Here is an 18,218-nt window from a genome sequence, read left to right on the forward strand (position 1 = left end):
CCCGCCTCCACATACTCAGAAGGAAGGAATCACCATGAGCGTTCTCACCCTCGATCAGGTCCGCATCCACTCCGGAAGCAGCACGCAGGAGGAAGCCCTCCAGGAGGCGACCGACATCCTCGTCGCGGCAGGCGCCGTCACCCCCGCCTATGTCGACGCGATGCGTCAGCGCGAGCAGACGGTCTCGACCTACATGGGCAACGGTCTGGCGATTCCGCACGGCACGAACGACGCCAAGGATGCGATCCTCGGATCCGCGCTGTCTGTCGTCCGCTACGACGGCGGAGTCGACTGGGACGGGGAGGCCGCGACGTTCGTCGTCGGCATCGCCGGCCGTGGCGACGAGCACCTCGAGATCCTCTCGCAGATCGCGATCCTGTTCTCCGATGAGGACGACGTCGCGAAGCTCAACGCGGCGCAGACGCCCGACGAGCTGTACGCCCTGCTCTCGACGGTGAACGACTGATGAAGGCCGTGCACTTCGGCGCGGGCAACATCGGCCGCGGATTCGTGGGGCTGCTCCTGCACGAGGGCGGATACGAGGTCGTGTTCTCCGATGTCGCCGACGCTCTCGTCGACGCCATCAACGCCGTCGATTCGTACACGGTGCACGAGGCCGGACCCGGCGGCACCGACCACGTGGTGACCGGCTTCCGGGCGGTCAACAGCAGGACCGATCCGGATGCCGTGGCCGACGAGGTCGCGACCGCCGACGTGGTCACGACGGCGGTCGGACCGACCGTGCTGCGCTTCGTCGCCCCCACGATCGTCGCGGGCCTCGCCCTGCGCCCTGCCGGAGCCGCTCCCCTGCAGGTCATGGCCTGCGAGAACGCGATCGGGGCGACGGACACCCTCCGGGCGGAGATCGAGAAGGCGGCGGGCGCGGACGCCGAGGAGCTGCTGTCGCGTGCGGTGTTCGCGAACACCGCCGTCGACCGCATCGTCCCCGGTCAGCCCGCAGACGGCGGCGTCGACGTCACTGTCGAGCCGTACTTCGAGTGGGCGATCGAATCCCAGGCCTTCGGCGGCGCGCTGCCGAACATTCCCGGCGCTCATTTCGTCGACGATCTCGCCCCGTACATCGAGCGCAAGCTCTTCACGGTGAACACCGGCCACGCCGCCACGGCCTACTTCGGCGCACGGGCCGGCATCGAGCGCATCTCCGACGCCCTGGCCGACCCCGACATCGTCGCACGCGTCTCGGCCGCTCTCGAGGAGACCTCCGCGGTGCTGGTCGCCGAACACGGGCTCGACCCGGCCGAACTGGCCGCGTACCGAGCGACGATCCTCGAGCGGTTCCGCAATCCGGCGCTCGTCGACACCGTGCAGCGGGTCGGCCGTCAGCCGTTGCGCAAGATCTCCCGACACGAGCGCTTCATCGGACCGGCGGCGATGGCTGCCGAGAGAGGGCTCTCCACGATCGCGCTGGTCGGCGCGGTCACCGCAGCCCTCGAGTTCGAGGATCCCGATGACGAGCAGGCGGTCGAGCTGCAGCAGCTCCTGCACACGGAGGATGCGCTGGCGTTCACCTCGTCCGCAACGGGGCTCGACCCCGAGCATCCGCTGTTCCCGGGGGTCCGCGACGCAGTCGTCTCCCGTCAGACAGCACTGAACGCCTCCTGACGACGTCGCACGCCGTGTTCTGCGCCCTCTGCCGATACGATCGGCGGAGGGCGCAGTGGCGAGCACAGCGAGGTGCGGGAGCAGCATGAACAGATACGCCGTCATCGGTGCAGGTCCGTCGGGCCTCGCCGCCGCTCGGGCGCTGACGAAGCGCGGTATCGGGATCGACGGATACGAGGCCTCGACCGGCGTGGGCGGCCTGTGGGACATCGACAACCCCCGCAGCACGATGTACGAGTCCGCGCATCTGATCTCGTCGCGCACGACGACCGAGTTCGCCGAGTACCCCATGCGTTCGACCGTCGACTACCCCGGCCATCGGACGCTGCGACAGTACTTCGAGGACTATGCCGAGCACTTCGGTCTCACCGGGCTCTTCCGGTTCGAGACGACCGTCACGCGGCTCGAGCCGCGGGACGACGGCTGGGATCTCACGAGCTCGGGGCCCGACGGCGAAGAGACCCGGTGGTACGCCGGCGTCGTGCTCGCGAACGGCACGCTCGCCGAACCGAACGTGCCGACCTTCGCCGGAGAATTCAGCGGCGAGCTCATGCACACGAGCGAGTACAGGTCGGCCGCACAGCTCACCGGCCGGCGTGTGCTGCTGATCGGGGCGGGGAACTCGGGGTGCGACATCGCGGTGGATGCCGTGCACCACGCCTCCTCGGTCGACATGAGCGTCCGCCGCGGCTATTACTTCGTCCCGCGCTATCTGTTCGGCAGGCCGAGCGACACCGTGAATCAGCGCCGTCCCCTGCCCGCGCGCGTCAAGCAGGCGGTCGACAGCCGGGTGCTCCGGGCGTTCACCGGCGACCCTGCGCGCTTCGGCTTCCCGAAGCCCGACTACCGCATCTACGAGGCTCATCCGATCGTCAACACGATGATCCTCAATCACCTCGGGCAGGGGGACCTGCGTATCCGCCCCGATGTGGAGCGCCTCGACGGCACGACCGTGCGCTTCCGGGACGGGACGTCCGACGACTACGATCTGCTCCTGCTCGCGACCGGATACCGGCTCGACTACCCGTTCGTCGACCCACAGCACCTGCACTGGAGCGGCGCGGCACCACGGCTGTTCCTCCACGTCTTCCCCGCATCGTTCAACGGTCTCTTCGTGATGGGCATGATCGAGGCGTCCGGCATCGGCTGGCAGGGGCGGTACGAGCAGGCGGAGCTGCTGGCCGCATACCTGGACGCGGCGGAGAACGATCCGCCTCGGGCCGTGCGATTCCGCGATCGGGTGACCTCCGAGCCGTGGCCCGATCTGACCGGCGGCTACCGATACCTGCGCCTCGACCGCATGGCCTACTACGTGAACAAGGACGCATATCGGGGTGCGGTGCGACGCGAGCGGTCGGCGCTCGAGCGGCCGCACCCCGAGCTCGCTCACATCCGCACCCCGTAACGTGGGGCGAGTGCAGAAGAAGCGTGGTCGTCGGGTCCTGAAAGTGATCCTCTGGGGAGTCGTCGGCGTCCTCGTGATCGGCATCGTCGGAATACTCGCCTGGAGCCAGATCGGCGTCATGTCGGCCGAGAAGGATCCGCTCGCCAGCGTCGAGGACAACTCCGCCATCCATGTCGAGGACACCGAGCAGGGGATCGTGCTCACCCCGGCCGACGGCGAATCAGACCTCGGCCTGGTGTTCGTGCCCGGTGCGAAGGTCGATCCGTGGGCGTACGCACCGATCCTGCAGAGCCTCGCCGAAGAGGGCGTCACGGTGGTGATCACCCGCCCGTGGCTGAACCTCGCGTTCTTCGATCTGCGCGGTCTCGACTCCTTCACCTCTGCGGCCCCCGACATCGATGACTGGGCGGTCGGCGGACACTCGCTGGGCGGCGTGCGCGCGTGCCAGCTCGCCGCGGATGCCGAGGCACTCGTGCTGTTCGGCTCCTACTGCGCGACGGACGTGTCGGACACCGATCTCGCCGTTCTCAGCATCTCGGGCAGCGAGGACGGACTGTCGACGCCCGAGAAGATCGCCGATGCTCGTGACCTCCTGCCGGCCGACGCCGAGATGGTCGAGATCGAGGGAGCGTCGCACGCGTCGTTCGGCGACTACGGGCCCCAGGCCGGTGACGGCGAGCCGACGATCTCGAGCGACGAGATGCACGCACAGGTCTCTGAGATCCTCGATGCCTTCATGGCGGACGTCGCCGCGCGCTGAGCAGCGTCGACTGCTCCGCTCAGCCGATGACGGGGTCGAGCAGCGGATGCAGGTGCCGTGTGCCCAGCACGGATGCCGCCGCGCGTGAGCCCGCAGCGAGGGCGTCCGGAACGCAGGCCCCCGAGAGCCGGGCATCGAGGACGCCGGACAGGAACGCGTCGCCCGCGCCATTGGTGTCGACGACATCGACCGGCACGGCTGCGACACGGTGTTCGGTGCCGTCTGCGTCGATCGCGACCGCCCCGTCGGCGCCCAGGGTGCACACGGCGAGCGAGGCGCCGCCAGCGACGCATGACCGGAGGAAGCGCACCGGATCGGCCAGACGGTCGGCGTTGCAGAACACGGCCTGCGCTGCAGCGAGGAAGGGACGGTGGAACTCGGATTCGCCGTCGTAGTCGTGCACGTCGACCCAGATCGGGCGCCCGGTCGCGACGGCCGCGGGGAGGAGTCGCAGCGGCTCGGCTGCGAGGTCGAGCACGATCACCTCAGCGCCGCTCATCGCGGTGTGCAGAGCTGAGTCATCTCTCCCGTCCGTCGCCGAGGGGGACGCGAGATACAGCGAGACTCGCTTGCCCTCGCGGGTCATGAGGTTCAGATGGCGCTCGGTGGCGTCGCCCGTTCCCCACCGCGCACGCACACCGGCATGTGCGAGCGCATCGCGCACGCGGTGTCCCGGTTCATCCGCCGCGGTGAGGGCGTACAGCAGAGCGGAGCGCCCGAGCGAGGCGAGCGTGAGGGCCTTCCCCGCGCTCGTGCCGCCGACGGTCTCCCAGGTCTCCTCGGCGAACTGCATGTGCGGCACCGGCTCAGGCAATCGATCGAGCACGACGATCGAGTTCCACGATGCCGGTCCGGCTATGAAGACGGTGGCGGTCATGAGTACATCCTGCCGTCCGAGACCCCGGTTCAGCCGATCCGCTTGATGAGCGAGTCCAACCCCATGCCGTAGTCGATCCGCACGACGGGCAGGGCGAGCTTGTCCGTGCCGATCTCGACATACCCGGGCTCGATGGTCCGCGCCATCTCGAACCCGGCCTGAGCGACGCCCTGCTTCGACGTGTCGTCGAAGTGACCGAACGGATACGCGATCACCTCGCGCGCCCCGAGCACGTCGGCGGATGCGTTCAGATCGGCGGCGATCTCGTCCGCCGTCCAGTTCACCATCCGGCCCTTGCCGTTGTCGCCGGCCTGATGCATGTCGTGCGTGTGAGATCTGCGAAGGACGTACATCGACGGCGCGGGGTCCTGGCGGTCGGCGGTGATCATGAACGAGGTCGACAGCAGCCTGTGCGCATCGATCACCGGAACCGCGAGGTCGAACCAACTCTGGTCGGCGTCGTCGTCGGTGATGATCACCGAACGAGCAGGCAGCGACAGTCGACCGTCGATGAACGCGCTGAGCTCATCCCAGGTCGGCAGGTAGAAGCCCGTCGTCGCGATGTGGTTCATCTGCGCCTCGAAGTCGCCGATGTACGCGTAGTTGCCGCGGAGCCAGCCGGTCTCGCCCTCGGGGTTCGAGGTGAACTGGTGGTACATCAGGATCGGGACCTGCACGTCCGCCGCGGCATTCGCCTCGGGAGTCGTCCACGCCGCGAAGAGCTCGATCTGCTGATCGACGCACACGACGGGGTCGGCTCCGTTGATCCGCGCGGCGACCGTGCCCCCGGCGGCATCCGCTGCGGTCGAGTACCAGCCGGCGAACACCCGACCGTCCTGCGCCGGTATCGGAAGCGCCACGTACAGTGCATCCTGCCGCTGCAGCATCGGTTCCTGCGGCGCACCGTCGCCGATGAAGCTCACCGCGCACGCGAGCGGGTCGCCGGCATCCGCGACGAGCTGCTGCGCGGGTGTCAGCGGACGCTCGATGGCGTCGCCGCCCGCTCGCGGCACGAGCACCTCGGGCACTCGGGTCGACCATGAGAAGGCCGCGATTGCACCGCCGACGACGATGACGACGGCGCTGACGATCACTGCGACGCCGATACGGCGTCGCTTCCCCCCGGAAGCCATGATCTAGATGTCGAATCCGTCGGCGATCATCTCGACAAGCTCCTCGCGCTCCTCGACGGGCAGAAAGGCTCCGGCCGCCGCGTTGAACTGGAAGGTCTCGAGATCGTCGAGATCGTACTCGAACGCCTCGACCAGGAGCGACAGCTCCCGGGTGAGCGAGGTCGCACTCATGGTGCGGTTGTCGACGTTGACCGTCACGGCGAAGCCGAGCTGGTAGAGCAGGTCGAAGGGATGGTCGGCGAGCGTGTTGCCCCACGACGCGATCGCGCCGGTCTGCAGATTCGACGACGGGGACAGCTCGAGCGGGATCTCTCGGTCTCGCACCCAGCGGGCGAGGTCGCCGAACTGGACCTGCACCTCGTCGCCCTCCTGCGTGATGACCTGCAGGTCCTCGGCGATGCGCACGCCGTGGCCGAGTCGCAGCGCTCGCCCGTCGATGAGCGCCGAGCGGATCGAGTCCGGCCCGGCAGCCTCCCCCGCGTGGACGGTCACGGGGAAGAAGTTCTCCGCGAGGTAGTCGAAGGCGGAGCGATGGTTCGACGCCGGGAATCCGTCCTCGGGACCGGCGATGTCGAAGCCGACGACCCCGCGTCCGCGGAAGCCGACGGCGAGCTCGGCGATCTCGCGCGAGCGGTCTGTGTGGCGCATGGCGGTGATCAGCTGACCGACGCGGATGCTGTGGCCCTCGCGATCAGCGGCGTCCTCACCCTCCTCGATCCCCTGCTGCACAGCCTCGACGGTCTGCTCGAGGGTGAGCCCACGCGTGAGATGCTGCTCGGGCGCCCAGCGCACCTCGCCGTAGATCACGCCGTCGTGCGCGAGATCCTGCACGAACTCGCGAGCGACACGGGTCAGGCCCTCCTGCGTCTGCATCACAGCCGTGGTCAGATCGAAGGTCTTGAGGTACTCCACCAGCGAGCCCGAGTCGCCCTGCTTCGCGATCCACCTGCCGAGAGCGGCCGGCTTCGATTCGGGAACCTCGAGCCCGATGACATCCGCCAGCTCGATGATCGTCGAGGGTCGCACCGCGCCGTCGAGATGGTCGTGCAGCGACACCTTGGGAAGGCTGCGCAGGGATGCCCCCTGGATGGTGACATCGCCGTTCGCGTCGATCGACATGGGGATTCCTCTCGGTCGCGGATTCGCTCTGTTCAGGCTAGCGGTCGGCGGATCAGGCCGTGATGCGCTCCCGCACGATCGGCCCTGCGGCCGGAGCCTCGTCGCCGATCGCCCAGGACCCCTCGAGCGCCTCGAGAGCGCGGGGGAACCGAGCCTCGTCGGCTGCCGAGAGCGTGAACAAGGGCTGTCCGGCCGCTACTCGATCACCGGGCTTGGCGTGCAGGTCGATCCCGGCCTCGAAGATCACCGGGTCCTCAGCCCGCGCGCGCCCCGCACCGAGACGCCACGCCGCGATGCCGAACGGCAGCGCGTCCATCTGCGACACCACGCCGTCGCGGGGAGCCGTGACCACATGGGTCTCGCGGGCCGTGGGCAGCGGTGCGTCGGGGTCGCCGTCCTGAGCGCGGATCATGGCCTTCCACCCGTCCATCGCGCGTCCGTCGTCGAGAGCGGCCTCCACGTCGGCATCCGGCTGTCCTGCGAGCGAGAGCATCTCGCGCGCCAGGGCGATCGTCAGTTCGCGGACGTCGGCGGGTCCTCCTCCGGCGAGCACCTCGACGGACTCGCGAACCTCGTTCGCGTTGCCGATCGCGCGACCGAGCGGCACGTTCATGTCCGTGAGGAGGGCGGTGGTGGCGACGCCGGAGTCCGTGCCGAGTGCGACCATGGTGCGCGCGAGCTCGCGTGCCCGGTCGATGTCCTGCATGAACGCACCGGAGCCGAACTTCACGTCGAGCACGAGAGCGTCGGTGCCCTCGGCGATCTTCTTCGACATGATGCTCGAGGCGATCAGCGGGATCGCCTCGACGGTGCCGGTGACGTCGCGCAGCGCGTAGAGCTTCTTGTCGGCGGGCGCGAGGCCTGAGCCTGCCGCGCAGATCACGGCGCCCACATCGCCCTGCATCTGGGCGAACATCTCCTCGTTGCTGAGCGCGGCGCGCCAGCCGGGGATCGACTCGAGCTTGTCGAGCGTTCCGCCGGTGTGGCCGAGACCGCGACCGGAGAGCTGCGGGACCGCCACTCCGAAGACCGCGACGAGCGGAGCGAGCGGAAGAGTGATCTTGTCGCCGACGCCGCCCGTGGAGTGCTTGTCGACCGTCTTCTTGCCGAGGGTCGCGAAGCTCATCCGCTCCCCCGACGCGATCATCGCGTCGGTCAGCACGCGGATCTCGTCGCGCTCCATGCCGCGCTGGAAGATCGCCATCGCGAACGACGCCATCTGTGCGTCCGAGACGTAGCCGCGGGTGTAGGCGTCGACCATCCAGCGCAGCGCCTTCTCGGGCACCGCACCGCCGTCGCGCTTGGCACGGATCACATCGACGGCGTCGAAGGGCTCAACGCTCATCGGGCGTCCTCCAGGTCTCGGGGGCCGAAGGCGTCCGGCAGTACTTCGTCGATGGTCCGGATGCCGGAGACGGTCTCCAGCAGCATTCCGGGCATCGCGTGTTCGTAGAGCAGCTGACGGCAACGGCCGCACGGCATGATGGTCTGCCCGTCGTTGTTGACGCACACGAAGGCGACCAGCTGGCCGCCGCCCGACATGTGCAGGTCGCCCACCAGCGCGCACTCGGCGCACAGCGTCACCCCGTACGAGGCGTTCTCGACGTTGCAGCCGGCCACGATGCGGCCGTCGCCGACGAGCGCGGCGGCTCCGACGCGGTAGCGGGAGTACGGCGCATAGGCCTTGGTCATGGCGTCGGTCGCGACCTGACGGAGCTCGTCCCAGTCGATGTCTGTCATGTCTCTCCTAGGACTTGATGTACGGCTTGCCGCTGGCTGCCGGACCGCGGATCTGACCGGCGAAGCCGGCGACCGCGAGCAGCGTCACGACATACGGGAGCATCAGCATGAACTCGCCGGGGATGGGGGTCTTGAGGATCGACAGCAGGTTCTGCAGGTTCGTGGCGAAGCCGAACAGCAGCGCCGCGAGCGTCGCGCGGATCGGATCCCACCGGCCGAAGATCACCGCGGCGAGGGCGATGAAGCCGAGGCCGGCGGTCATGTCCTTGCCGAACTGCGGCACCGAGACCAGCGTGAAGTACGCTCCACCGATTCCGGCGATCGCGCCCGCGAGCAGCACATTCCAGAACCGGGTCGCATTGACCTTGATGCCGACCGTGTCCGCGGCCTGCGGGTGCTCGCCGACCGCACGGACGCGGAGTCCCCACTTGGTGCGGTAGAGCCCCCAGGCGACGATCGCGACGGTGACGAACATCAGGTACACGATGAAGGTCTGATTGAAGAGCACCGGGCCGATGATGGGGATGTCGCTCAGCAGCGGGATCTCGATGCGGCTGAAGCGCACCGGCGTGTTGAGGGCGGCCTCGTTCGGCGCGAGCAGTGCGCCGTAGAGGAATCCGGTGAGGCCGCTGACGAGCACGTTGAGCACGACACCGACGATGACCTGCTCGACGAGGTACTTGATCGCGAATGCGGCCAGCACCGCGGCGACGAGCACGCCGCCCAGCATCGCTCCGAGGAGTCCGACGAACGGGCTGCCCGTGACGCTCGAGAGCAGAGCGGCCGCGAACGCTCCGAGCAGGAGCTGACCCTCGATCGCGACGTTGACCACACCCGCGCGCTCGCCGATGACGCCGCCGAGCGCGCCGAACACGAGCGGGACGGAGAGCGAGACGGCTCCGAAGAGCAGGCTGCTGACGGGCACGAGTCCACCCGCGCCCGCCCAGACGAGGAACCCGAAGACGGCGAGCACGCTGAACGCGATCACCAGCCAGATCGACGGCTTGCGATACGACCACGCCCGAAGGAACGCGAGCACCGACAGCAGCGCGAGGATCACGATCACGACCCAGCTGGTCGGCCCGGTCGGCAGAGCGATATCGGGCAGTGCGAACGGCGACGACGGGTCGTTCAGCCGGAAGCTGCTGGTGCCGCTGCGAGGCACGAGCAGGAAGAGGAGCGCCAGCAGCACCGTGGCTGCGGCGAGGACGATCGGCGCCTTCAGGTGCCGCTCGCGCACGGTGGCGAGCTGCACGGTTCCGTCGGCGGCTTCGCTCTGGACGAGGGAGGTCATGCGGTCACCGCCTTCTTCGCGGCTTTGGCTCTCGCCTTGGCCGCCTTCTCCGCGTCGGTCTTGGGAAGGAAGAACACCGTGCGCAGCAGCGGCGGCGCTGCGATGAACAGCACGACGAGCGACTGCACGACGAGCACGATGTCGACCGGGATGTCCTGAGCCTGCATCGAGAACGAGCCTGCCTTCAGTGCGCCGAACAGGATGCCGGCCGCGAACGTGCCCCAGGCGCGACTGCGGCCGAGCAGTGCGACCGTGATGGCGTCGAAGCCGATGCCGGCGTCGATCGTCTCGGTGATGCCGGTCGTGACGGCGCCCTGCACCTGGTTCATGCCCGCGAGACCGGCGAGACCACCGGCGAGGAGCATGGCGTAGACGTAGACGCGCTGGACGCTGATGCCTGCCGCACGCGCGGCGTGCGGGTTCTCGCCCACGGCGCGCATCCGCATGCCGAGGGAGGAGCGCTCGATCAGCCACCAGACGAACAGGGTCGCGATGATGACGATCACGAATCCGAGGTCGAGCAGAGGGAACTGCGGGCCGAGGAGCGAGGGGAACTGCGCGCTCTCAGGGGTGGCATAGCCGAGCGCCTGGTTCGTTCCGGGCTTCTGGAGCAGTCCGGGGGTGCGGATCATCCACAGCAGCAGGTAGTACGCCACATAGTTGAGCATGATCGTGAGGATGACCTCGTGGGCGCCCGTGCGTGCCTTCAGCAGACCGGCGATCGCCCCCCACAGCGCACCACCGGCGATGCCGGCGATCAGCGTCACGGGGATGTGCAGCCAGAACGGCAGGTCGAGCTGGAACGTGAGGAGTCCTGCCGCGGCGACGCCGATCAGCATCTGGCCACGGGCACCGATGTTGAACAGACCGACGCGGAACGCGAGGGCGACACCGAGACCGGCGGCGATCAGCGGGGCCGCGAAGCCGAGAGTGTTGGTCAGCGGACGGATCTGAGCGGCGAAGTCCGCACCGCGTGCGTTGAAGATCGCTCCGCGGAACAGCGCCTCATAGCCGTTGTAGACGGCGTTCCATGCGGCGGCGATCGTGTCGGTCGGACGCGAGAAGAAGTACCCGGAGGCCTCGATCACGTCTTCGTTGGTGAAGGCGATCAGGATGCCGCCGACCACCAGCGCGAGGAAGATCGCGAGGATCGTCGTGACGGCGCTGCCGCGGAGCATCTCCTTGAGGATCACGTTGCCGCGCGGCGGCGGCGGGACGTCACCCGTGTCGCGCTGCGTCGTGGTCGTGTTCAGCGAGAGCTGGTCACCGGACACGTCGCCCGCCGGTCCACTCCCCTGTGGCGTGATACCGCTCATGCGGCCACCTCTCCCTCGGCGGCGCCCGCCATCATCAGTCCCAGCGTTTCGCGCGGGGTGTCGCCGGGAACGATCCCGACGATGGTGCCTCTGTACATGACCGCGATGCGGTCCGCGAGAGCCGCGACCTCATCGAGCTCGGTCGAGACGACGACCACGGGGATCCCCGCATCCCTGGTCTCGATGATCCGCTTGTGGATGAACTCGATGGAGCCGACATCGACTCCGCGGGTCGGCTGCGCAGCCACGAGCAGCTTCAGCTCGCGACTCATCTCGCGGGCGATCACGACCTTCTGCTGGTTTCCGCCCGAGAGCGTGCCGGCCGGCGTGTGCGGTCCCTGGGTCCGGATGTCGTACTCGCTGATCCGCGCGCGGGCGAAGTCGTCGAGCGCGGCACGGCGGATGGTTCCACCACGGCTGAAGTCGGCGTCGCCCGTGCGGTCGAGGATCAGGTTCTCCGCCACCGAGAACCCGGCCACGAGCCCGTCCTCCGTGCGGTCCTCCGGAACGAAGCCGACACCGGCGTCGAGGATGCCCCGCACGCTCTTGCCGACCAGTTCCGCGCCGCCGAGGGTGATCGATCCCTCGACCCTCGCCGCGAGGCCGACGATGGCCTCGACCAGCTCGGTCTGACCGTTGCCCTGCACGCCGGCGACGGCGAGCACCTCGCCGGGTCGCACGGAGAAGTCGACGCCGTCGACGACGATCGCTCCCGCGGCGGTGAGCACCCGGAGCCCCGAGACCTCGAGGCCGCCTTCGCCGAGCCGCGGCGGATCCTTGTGCACCGTCAGCTCGACGGCGCGTCCGACCATGAGGGAGGCGAGCTCCGCGTTGGTCGCGGACGGCGACGCCTCGCCGACGATCTTGCCGAGGCGGACGATCGTGATGGTGTCGGCGACCTCGCGCACCTCGCGGAGCTTGTGGGTGATGAAGACGATGGCCGTGCCCTCGTCGCGGAGCTGACGCATGATGCCCATCAGCTCGTCGGTCTCCTGCGGCGTGAGCACGGCGGTGGGCTCGTCGAAGACCAGGACCTTCGCGTCGCGCGAGAGCGCCTTGATGATCTCGACCCGCTGCTGCACGCCGACGGGCAGGTCGCCCACGATCGCGTCGGGGTCGATGTCGAAGCCGAAGCGGGCGGCGACGGCGCGGACGTGCTCACGCGCCTTCGTGATGTCGAGGGTGCCGAGTCCCTTGGTCTGCTCGTGGCCGAGCATCACGTTCTCGGCGACCGTGAAGACGGGGACGAGCATGAAGTGCTGGTGCACCATTCCGATGCCGGCGTTCATGGCGTCGCCGGGGCCTCGGAACCGCTGGACGACGTCGTCCAGGAGGATCTCGCCCTCGTCGGCCTGATAGAGGCCGTAGAGCACGTTCATCAGGGTGGACTTGCCTGCGCCGTTCTCACCGAGCAGCGCATGGATCTGACCCGGTTCGACCACCAGGTCGATGTGGTCGTTGGCCACCAGGGTTCCGAACCGCTTGGTGATACCGCGAAGTTCGAGCTTCATATCTGCACCTTATCCAGAAGTGTCATCCAGAGGAGTCCGAAGAATCTCCGGCGCATCGCACGGGGATCACCCGGATGCACCGTGAACAGTCGTCATGGTCCGTCCACGGCGCGGGGCGAGTGGCCACGTGCACCACTCGCCCCGCGCTGGAACTCGATGAATTACGGGGAGTTCGGGGACTCCACCGTGATGTCGCCGGCGATGATCTGCTCCTGCAGAGCCGAGATCTCGTCGAGCAGTCCGTCGGGCAGGTCACCCTCGAAGGAACCGAAGCCCGAGAGCTTCACACCCTCGTTCTCGAGCGTGCCGACGTAGGGAGCCGGGTCGAAGTCGCCCTCGGACGCGGCGATCGTCGCATCCTCGACCGCGACGTCGATGGCCTTCATGATCGAGAAGAGGGTGACGTCCGCCACGCTCTCATCGGCGACGGCGAGGTCGCTGTCGACACCGACGAGGAGCGTGTCCTTGCCGCTGTCCGCGATAGCGGCCGCAGCGCTCTGGTAGATCGGTCCGCCGACGGGAAGGATGACGTCGACGCCCTGGTCGAGCACGCCCTGAGCGGTCTGCTTGGCCGTGTCGTTGGCGTCGAAGCCACCGGTGAACGAGCCCTTCTGCGTGGCGGTGTCCCAGCCGAAGACCTCGACGGCGCCCGACTTGTCCTCGTTGTACTTCTCGACACCGAGCTGGAAGCCGTCCATGAACACGGCGACCGACGGGATCTGCATTCCGCCGAAGGTGCCGACCTTGTTCACGCCGGACTCAGCCGACCAGCCGGCAGCGGCGTATCCGCCGAGGTAGGCGGCCTGAGCGGTGTCGAAGACGAGGGGCTTGATGTTCGGGGCATCGGTGGTGCCGTCGAAGTCGTTGTCCGCGTAGTCGTCGATGATCGCGTAGTTGATCTCCGGGTTCGCCAGCGCCGACTCGACGGTCGCGGCCGACAGCTTGAAGCCGACGGCGACGATGAGCGAGCAGCCTTCCGAGACGGCGGTCTCGAGGTTGGGCGCGTAGTCGTTGTCGTTGGCCGACTCGAACTCGAGCGGCTTGACGCCGAGCTCGTCAGCGGCACGGTCCATGCCCTCCTTGGCGGACTGGTTGAACGACTTGTCGTTCCAGCCGCCCGCGTCCGAGACGAGGCAGGGAAGGAAGTCGGACTCAGCCTCGCCGCCGCCGGTGCCGCCCGATTCGGTCGGAGCCTGGCCGCAGCCGGCGAGTGCGAAGACGACGCCAGCGGCGATGGTTGCGCCGAGCAGCTTCTTGGTGGTGGAGATGGTCAACTCATGCCTCCTGAACGGTGCCGCGGCCCTCGCGGATCGCTCAAAGTTACCTAGTGTTTCGACTTTTGTGCACGTGCGAGGGCGAGGCGCTGACGAATGGTTACAAACCTGAAACCAAGACAGCCGATGAGCGGCGACCCCTGCTCATCAGAGCACGTCGCCCCGTCCGGTCAGCTTCAGGGACTCCACCACGCCCTTCACGCGCTGCGCGTGCTGCACCGTCGTCACGAGCAGAGCGTCCGGTGTGTCGACCACGACGATGTCCTGCACGCCCACGAGGCTGATCACCCTCGATGTCTGACTGACCAGGATGCCGCTGGCCGCGTCGGAGAGCACCCTGGCGTTCGGGCCGAGCACGGCCAGATCGTTCTTGCGCCCGTTCGTGATGAGCTTGGTGAGGGAGGCGAAGTCCCCGACGTCGTCCCAGTCGAAGTGTCCAGGTACGACTGCGAGGCGTCCGCGACGTGCCGCCGGCTCGGCCACCGCATAGTCGATCGCGATCTTCTTCAGTCCCGGCCAGATGCGATCGACCGCAGACCCCCGACGATCGCGATCGTCCCAGGCTTCGGCGAGTTCGATCAGGCCGGCGTGGAGTTCCGGCTCGTTGGCCGCGAGTTCGTCGAGGAGGACGCTCGCCTTCGCGATGAACATGCCCGCGTTCCAGAGGTAGCCGCGATCCGCGATGTACGCCTGAGCCGTGGCGAGGTCGGGCTTCTCCACGAAGCTCTCGACGAGGGCTGCCTCGCGCGCGCCGTCGACGACCAGCTCCGGCCCCTTCTTGATGTAGCCGAAGCCGACGGCCGGCTCGGTCGGCGAGATGCCGATCGTGCAGATGTACCCCTCGCGCGCGACCTCCACGGCGTCGCGCACGGCGAACTCGAACACCCGCGTGCCGCGGATCACATGGTCGGCGCTGAAGGATCCGATGATGACGTCGGGATCACGGCGGTGCAGGATCGCCGCGGCGAGGCCGATCGCAGCGGCGGACTCCCGCGGCTCGGACTCGAGGAAGACGTTCAGATCCGGTATTCCGGGCAGTTCGGCCTCTACCGCCGCCCGGTGAGCCCGGCCGGTGACGACGGCGATGCGATCGGCGCCGGCCAGTGGCTCGAGCCGGTCCCAGGTGTCCCGGAGCAGCGAGTGCCCCGAGCCGGTCAGGTCGTGCAGGAATTTCGGCGCGTCCGCGCGGGACAGAGGCCACAGCCTGCTGCCGATGCCGCCGGCGGGAATGACGGCGTAGAAGTCCTCGATAGGTTCGCTCACAGAGTCAGGGTATCCCGACGAAACCTCTCGACATCGAGACACTTAGGCTCGCCTTCGTCGCCCGCACCCGTCACACGGGAATAGGATGGTGTCCGATCGGCCGTGCCTGACGACAGCAGGCTCACGCTTGGAAGACGCATCGCACGCGACCGAGTCACATCGATCCAGGGAGGACGACCGTGTCCACAAGCGCTCGCTTGACACCGTCGATTTCGGAAACCACTTCCAAGACGCCGCGCGGCACCCTCTACCGGGGTCGCGAGGGCATGTGGTCGTGGGTGCTTCACCGCATCACCGGAGTCGCCATCTTCTTCTTCCTGTTGGTGCATGTGCTCGACACTGCACTCATCAGGGTGTCGCCCGAGGCCTACAACGCGGTCATCGGAACCTACAAGAACCCGATCATGGCCCTCGGCGAGGTCGTGCTGGTCGCAGGCATCGTGTTCCACGCGATGAACGGCCTCCGCATCATCGCCGTCGACTTCTGGTCGAAGGGCGCGAAGTACCAGCGTCAGCTGTTCTGGGGCGTGCTCCTCGTCTGGGGCATCATCATGGCCGGCTTCGTGCCGCGTCACCTGATGCTCGCGTTCGCCGGCTTCGGAGGAGGACACTGATGGCCGCTCAGACCGTCGCCGCGCCCATCCGCCGTCAGCGCGGCTTCAACCTCGAGAAGTGGGGCTGGGTGTTCATGCGCGCCTCGGGCGTCGTGCTCGTCGTGCTGATCTTCGGCCACCTCTTCATCAACCTGATGGTCGGCGAGGGCATCCATGCCCTCGACTTCGCGTTCATCGCGGGCAAGTTCGCCACGCCGTTCTGGCAGTGGTGGGACGTCCTGATGCTGTGGCTGGCACTGATCCACGGCGCCAACGGCATGCGCACGATCGTCAACGACTACGTGACGAACAACACCGCTCGCAAGGCGCTGACCTGGGCCCTCGGCCTGGCCGCGGCGCTGCTCATCATCCTCGGCACCCTGGTCGTCTTCACCTTCGACCCGTGCCTCGGCGTGACCGAGTCGAGCACACTGTGGGAACAGTGCCAGACGCTGGGCAAGTAGAAGAGAAGGCATACGAGAAGTGACTACCGAGACCCAGGATTCCGTCGTGCGCGACGGCGTGCATTACCACCAGTTCGACATCGTCATCGTGGGCGCCGGCGGCGCCGGCATGCGAGCGGCCATCGAGGCCGGCTCCGGCGCGAAGACCGCGGTCATCTCCAAGCTCTACCCCACTCGCTCGCACACGGGTGCGGCGCAGGGTGGCATGGCGGCGGCGCTGGCCAACGTCGAGGAGGACAGCTGGGAGTGGCACACCTTCGACACGGTCAAGGGCGGCGACTACCTGGTCGACCAGGATGCGGCGGAGATCCTCGCCAAGGAGGCGATCGACGCGGTCATCGACCTCGAGAACATGGGTCTCCCCTTCAACCGCACGCCCGAGGGCAAGATCGATCAGCGTCGATTCGGCGGCCACACCGCCGAGCACGGCAAGACCCCGGTGCGCCGGGCGTGCTACGCCGCTGACCGCACCGGCCACATGATCCTGCAGACGCTCTTCCAGAACTGCGTCAAGCTCGGCATCAACTTCTTCAACGAGTTCTACGTGCTCGATCTGCTCACGGTGAAGGATGCCGACGGCAAGACCCAGGTCTCAGGCGTCGTCGCCTACGACCTCTCGACGGGCGAGCTGCACGTGTTCCAGGCCAAGGCCGTGATCTTCGCGACCGGCGGCTTCGGCAAGATCTTCAAGACGACCTCCAACGCCCACACCCTGACGGGTGACGGAGTCGGCATCGTCTGGCGCAAGGGCCTCCCCCTCGAGGACCTCGAGTTCTTCCAGTTCCACCCGACAGGTCTCGCCGGCCTCGGCATCCTCCTCACCGAGGGAGCGCGAGGCGAGGGCGCGATCCTGCGCAACGCATCGGGCGAGCGTTTCATGGAGCGCTACGCTCCGACCATCAAGGACCTCGCGCCTCGTGACATCGTCGCGCGCTGCATGGTCCAGGAGGTCGCGGAGGGCCGCGGTGCCGGCCCGCACAAGGACTACGTGCTGCTCGACTGCACCCACCTCGGCGCAGAGGTCCTCGAGACCAAACTGCCCGACATCACCGAGTTCGCACGCACATACCTCGGCGTCGACCCGGTCGTGGAGCCGGTTCCGGTCATGCCGACCGCGCACTACGCGATGGGCGGCATCCCCACCAACAACGCCGCCGAGGTGCTCGCCGACAACACCACCGTCGTGCCCGGCCTCTACGCGGCCGGCGAATGCGCGTGCGTCTCGGTGCACGGCGCCAACCGGCTCGGAACCAACTCGCTGCTCGACATCAACGTGTTCGGCAAGCGCGCAGGACGCAACGCGGTGGAGTACGTCAAGACCGCCGAGTTCGTGCCGCTGCCCGAGAACCCCGCGGCATTCGTCTCCGACATGCTCGAGGGCCTGCGCAACAACCAGGGAACCGAGCGCATCGCCGTCCTGCGCAAGGCGCTCCAGGACGAGATGGACAAGGGCGCGCAGGTGTTCCGCACGCACGACTCGCTCGAGCACGTCCTCGGCGTGATCGCCGAGCTGCGCGATCGCTACAAGAACGTGCACGTCGACGACAAGGGCAAGCGGTTCAACACCGACCTGCTCGAGGCTGTCGAGCTCGGCTTCCTCCTCGACATCGCGGAGGTCGTCGTCTACGCGGCCCAGAACCGTGAGGAGAGCCGTGGCGGCCACATGCGCGACGACTTCCCCACGCGTGACGACGAGAAGTACATGCAGCACACGATGGCCTACCTGACGGGTGACCCGCACTCCTCCACTCCGAGCGATCACATCAAGCTCGACTGGAAGCCGGTCGTCTTCACGAAGAACGAGCAGGGCGAGTTGAACTACCCGCCGATGGAGAGGAAGTACTGA

17 protein-coding genes are annotated in these 18,218 nt (G+C 67.8%); 7 read left to right on the forward strand and 10 right to left on the reverse strand.

From position 1 onward, the window contains the following. The first annotated feature begins 34 nt into the window (after positions 1 to 34). The 4 genes from BEP68_RS15240 (at position 35) to BEP68_RS15255 (ending at position 3,788) form a co-directional block, all read left to right on the forward strand. Entirely contained in the window at positions 35 to 466 is a 432-nt protein-coding gene (locus BEP68_RS15240; RefSeq protein ID WP_187250491.1) for a PTS sugar transporter subunit IIA, read from the forward strand. Beyond that, positions 466 to 1,623 (forward strand): mannitol-1-phosphate 5-dehydrogenase, encoded by a 1,158-nt coding sequence (locus BEP68_RS15245; RefSeq protein ID WP_187250492.1) that lies wholly within the window; start codon positions 466 to 468, stop codon positions 1,621 to 1,623. The genes BEP68_RS15240 and BEP68_RS15245 overlap by 1 nt, the downstream gene beginning before the upstream one ends. 85 nt (positions 1,624 to 1,708) lie before the next feature. Beyond that, a complete protein-coding gene (locus BEP68_RS15250; RefSeq protein ID WP_187250493.1) occupies positions 1,709 to 3,028 on the forward strand; it encodes a flavin-containing monooxygenase in 1,320 nt (439 codons plus the stop codon). A 10-nt stretch (positions 3,029 to 3,038) separates the two neighbouring features. Then, entirely contained in the window at positions 3,039 to 3,788 is a 750-nt protein-coding gene (locus BEP68_RS15255; RefSeq protein WP_082297854.1) for an alpha/beta hydrolase, read from the forward strand. A 19-nt stretch (positions 3,789 to 3,807) separates the two neighbouring features. On the opposite strand, the gene BEP68_RS15260 is transcribed toward BEP68_RS15255, so the two are convergent. From BEP68_RS15260 to BEP68_RS15305, 10 genes are all read right to left on the reverse strand, one after another. Continuing rightward, positions 3,808 to 4,665, reverse strand: a complete 858-nt coding sequence (locus BEP68_RS15260; protein WP_187250494.1) for a carbohydrate kinase family protein — start codon at positions 4,663 to 4,665, stop codon at positions 3,808 to 3,810. Between the two features lie 29 nt (positions 4,666 to 4,694). Continuing rightward, positions 4,695 to 5,798 carry a polysaccharide deacetylase family protein gene (locus BEP68_RS15265; RefSeq protein WP_187250495.1) on the reverse strand — a complete coding sequence of 368 codons (1,104 nt, stop codon included), beginning with the start codon at positions 5,796 to 5,798 and terminating at the stop codon, positions 4,695 to 4,697. 3 nt (positions 5,799 to 5,801) lie between these two features. Beyond that, entirely contained in the window at positions 5,802 to 6,917 is a 1,116-nt protein-coding gene (locus BEP68_RS15270; RefSeq protein WP_187250496.1) for an adenosine deaminase, read from the reverse strand. A gap of 52 nt (positions 6,918 to 6,969) precedes the next feature. Beyond that, positions 6,970 to 8,262 (reverse strand): thymidine phosphorylase, encoded by a 1,293-nt coding sequence (locus BEP68_RS15275; protein ID WP_053097013.1) that lies wholly within the window; start codon positions 8,260 to 8,262, stop codon positions 6,970 to 6,972. Then, positions 8,259 to 8,657, reverse strand: coding sequence for a cytidine deaminase (locus BEP68_RS15280; protein ID WP_042536471.1), 399 nt, complete (start codon positions 8,655 to 8,657; stop codon positions 8,259 to 8,261). Before BEP68_RS15280 ends, BEP68_RS15275 begins: the two co-directional genes overlap by 4 nt. A gap of 7 nt (positions 8,658 to 8,664) precedes the next feature. Continuing rightward, complete coding sequence (locus BEP68_RS15285; RefSeq protein ID WP_187250497.1) at positions 8,665 to 9,951, reverse strand: ABC transporter permease; 1,287 nt, start codon at positions 9,949 to 9,951, stop codon at positions 8,665 to 8,667. Then, positions 9,948 to 11,267 carry an ABC transporter permease gene (locus tag BEP68_RS15290; protein WP_053097017.1) on the reverse strand — a complete coding sequence of 440 codons (1,320 nt, stop codon included), beginning with the start codon at positions 11,265 to 11,267 and terminating at the stop codon, positions 9,948 to 9,950. Before BEP68_RS15290 ends, BEP68_RS15285 begins: the two co-directional genes overlap by 4 nt. Beyond that, complete coding sequence (locus BEP68_RS15295; RefSeq protein WP_053097019.1) at positions 11,264 to 12,778, reverse strand: ABC transporter ATP-binding protein; 1,515 nt, start codon at positions 12,776 to 12,778, stop codon at positions 11,264 to 11,266. Before BEP68_RS15295 ends, BEP68_RS15290 begins: the two co-directional genes overlap by 4 nt. A 161-nt stretch (positions 12,779 to 12,939) precedes the next feature. Further along, positions 12,940 to 14,052: a BMP family protein gene (locus tag BEP68_RS15300; protein ID WP_053097021.1), complete on the reverse strand. Its 1,113-nt coding sequence runs from the start codon at positions 14,050 to 14,052 to the stop codon at positions 12,940 to 12,942. Positions 14,053 to 14,199: 147 nt separating this feature from the next. After that, positions 14,200 to 15,315 carry a mannose-1-phosphate guanylyltransferase gene (locus tag BEP68_RS15305; RefSeq protein ID WP_053097023.1) on the reverse strand — a complete coding sequence of 372 codons (1,116 nt, stop codon included), beginning with the start codon at positions 15,313 to 15,315 and terminating at the stop codon, positions 14,200 to 14,202. A 179-nt stretch (positions 15,316 to 15,494) separates the two neighbouring features. Between BEP68_RS15305 and sdhC the strand changes: the two genes are divergently transcribed. From sdhC to sdhA, 3 genes are read left to right on the forward strand one after another with little or no spacing between them, the layout of a single operon-like run. Then, positions 15,495 to 15,929, forward strand: a complete 435-nt coding sequence (gene sdhC / locus BEP68_RS15310; RefSeq protein WP_072591539.1) for a succinate dehydrogenase, cytochrome b556 subunit — start codon at positions 15,495 to 15,497, stop codon at positions 15,927 to 15,929. Continuing rightward, a complete protein-coding gene (locus BEP68_RS15315) occupies positions 15,929 to 16,372 on the forward strand; it encodes a succinate dehydrogenase hydrophobic membrane anchor subunit (protein ID WP_053097025.1) in 444 nt (147 codons plus the stop codon). Before sdhC ends, BEP68_RS15315 begins: the two co-directional genes overlap by 1 nt. Before the next feature lie 19 nt (positions 16,373 to 16,391). Continuing rightward, entirely contained in the window at positions 16,392 to 18,218 is a 1,827-nt protein-coding gene (gene sdhA / locus BEP68_RS15320; RefSeq protein ID WP_053097027.1) for a succinate dehydrogenase flavoprotein subunit, read from the forward strand.

It is taken from the genome of Microbacterium sp. 4-7 (assembly GCF_014332665.1).
Taxonomy (GTDB): Bacteria; Actinomycetota; Actinomycetes; order Actinomycetales; family Microbacteriaceae; genus Microbacterium.

What these genes read in the sequence shown, in the direction of transcription:
- BEP68_RS15280 (WP_042536471.1), bottom strand. Translation starts at nt 8,657, where the DNA reads ATGACAGACATCGACTGGGACGAGCTCCGTCAGGTCGCGACCGACGCC.
- BEP68_RS15290 (WP_053097017.1), bottom strand. Translation starts at nt 11,267, where the DNA reads ATGAGCGGTATCACGCCACAGGGGAGTGGACCGGCGGGCGACGTGTCC.
- BEP68_RS15270 (WP_187250496.1), bottom strand. Translation starts at nt 6,917, where the DNA reads ATGTCGATCGACGCGAACGGCGATGTCACCATCCAGGGGGCATCCCTG.
- BEP68_RS15245 (WP_187250492.1), top strand. Translation starts at nt 466, where the DNA reads ATGAAGGCCGTGCACTTCGGCGCGGGCAACATCGGCCGCGGATTCGTG.
- BEP68_RS15295 (WP_053097019.1), bottom strand. Translation starts at nt 12,778, where the DNA reads ATGAAGCTCGAACTTCGCGGTATCACCAAGCGGTTCGGAACCCTGGTG.
- BEP68_RS15250 (WP_187250493.1), top strand. Translation starts at nt 1,709, where the DNA reads ATGAACAGATACGCCGTCATCGGTGCAGGTCCGTCGGGCCTCGCCGCC.
- BEP68_RS15285 (WP_187250497.1), bottom strand. Translation starts at nt 9,951, where the DNA reads ATGACCTCCCTCGTCCAGAGCGAAGCCGCCGACGGAACCGTGCAGCTC.
- BEP68_RS15265 (WP_187250495.1), bottom strand. Translation starts at nt 5,798, where the DNA reads ATGGCTTCCGGGGGGAAGCGACGCCGTATCGGCGTCGCAGTGATCGTC.
- BEP68_RS15240 (WP_187250491.1), top strand. Translation starts at nt 35, where the DNA reads ATGAGCGTTCTCACCCTCGATCAGGTCCGCATCCACTCCGGAAGCAGC.
- BEP68_RS15315 (WP_053097025.1), top strand. Translation starts at nt 15,929, where the DNA reads ATGGCCGCTCAGACCGTCGCCGCGCCCATCCGCCGTCAGCGCGGCTTC.
- BEP68_RS15260 (WP_187250494.1), bottom strand. Translation starts at nt 4,665, where the DNA reads ATGACCGCCACCGTCTTCATAGCCGGACCGGCATCGTGGAACTCGATC.
- BEP68_RS15275 (WP_053097013.1), bottom strand. Translation starts at nt 8,262, where the DNA reads ATGAGCGTTGAGCCCTTCGACGCCGTCGATGTGATCCGTGCCAAGCGC.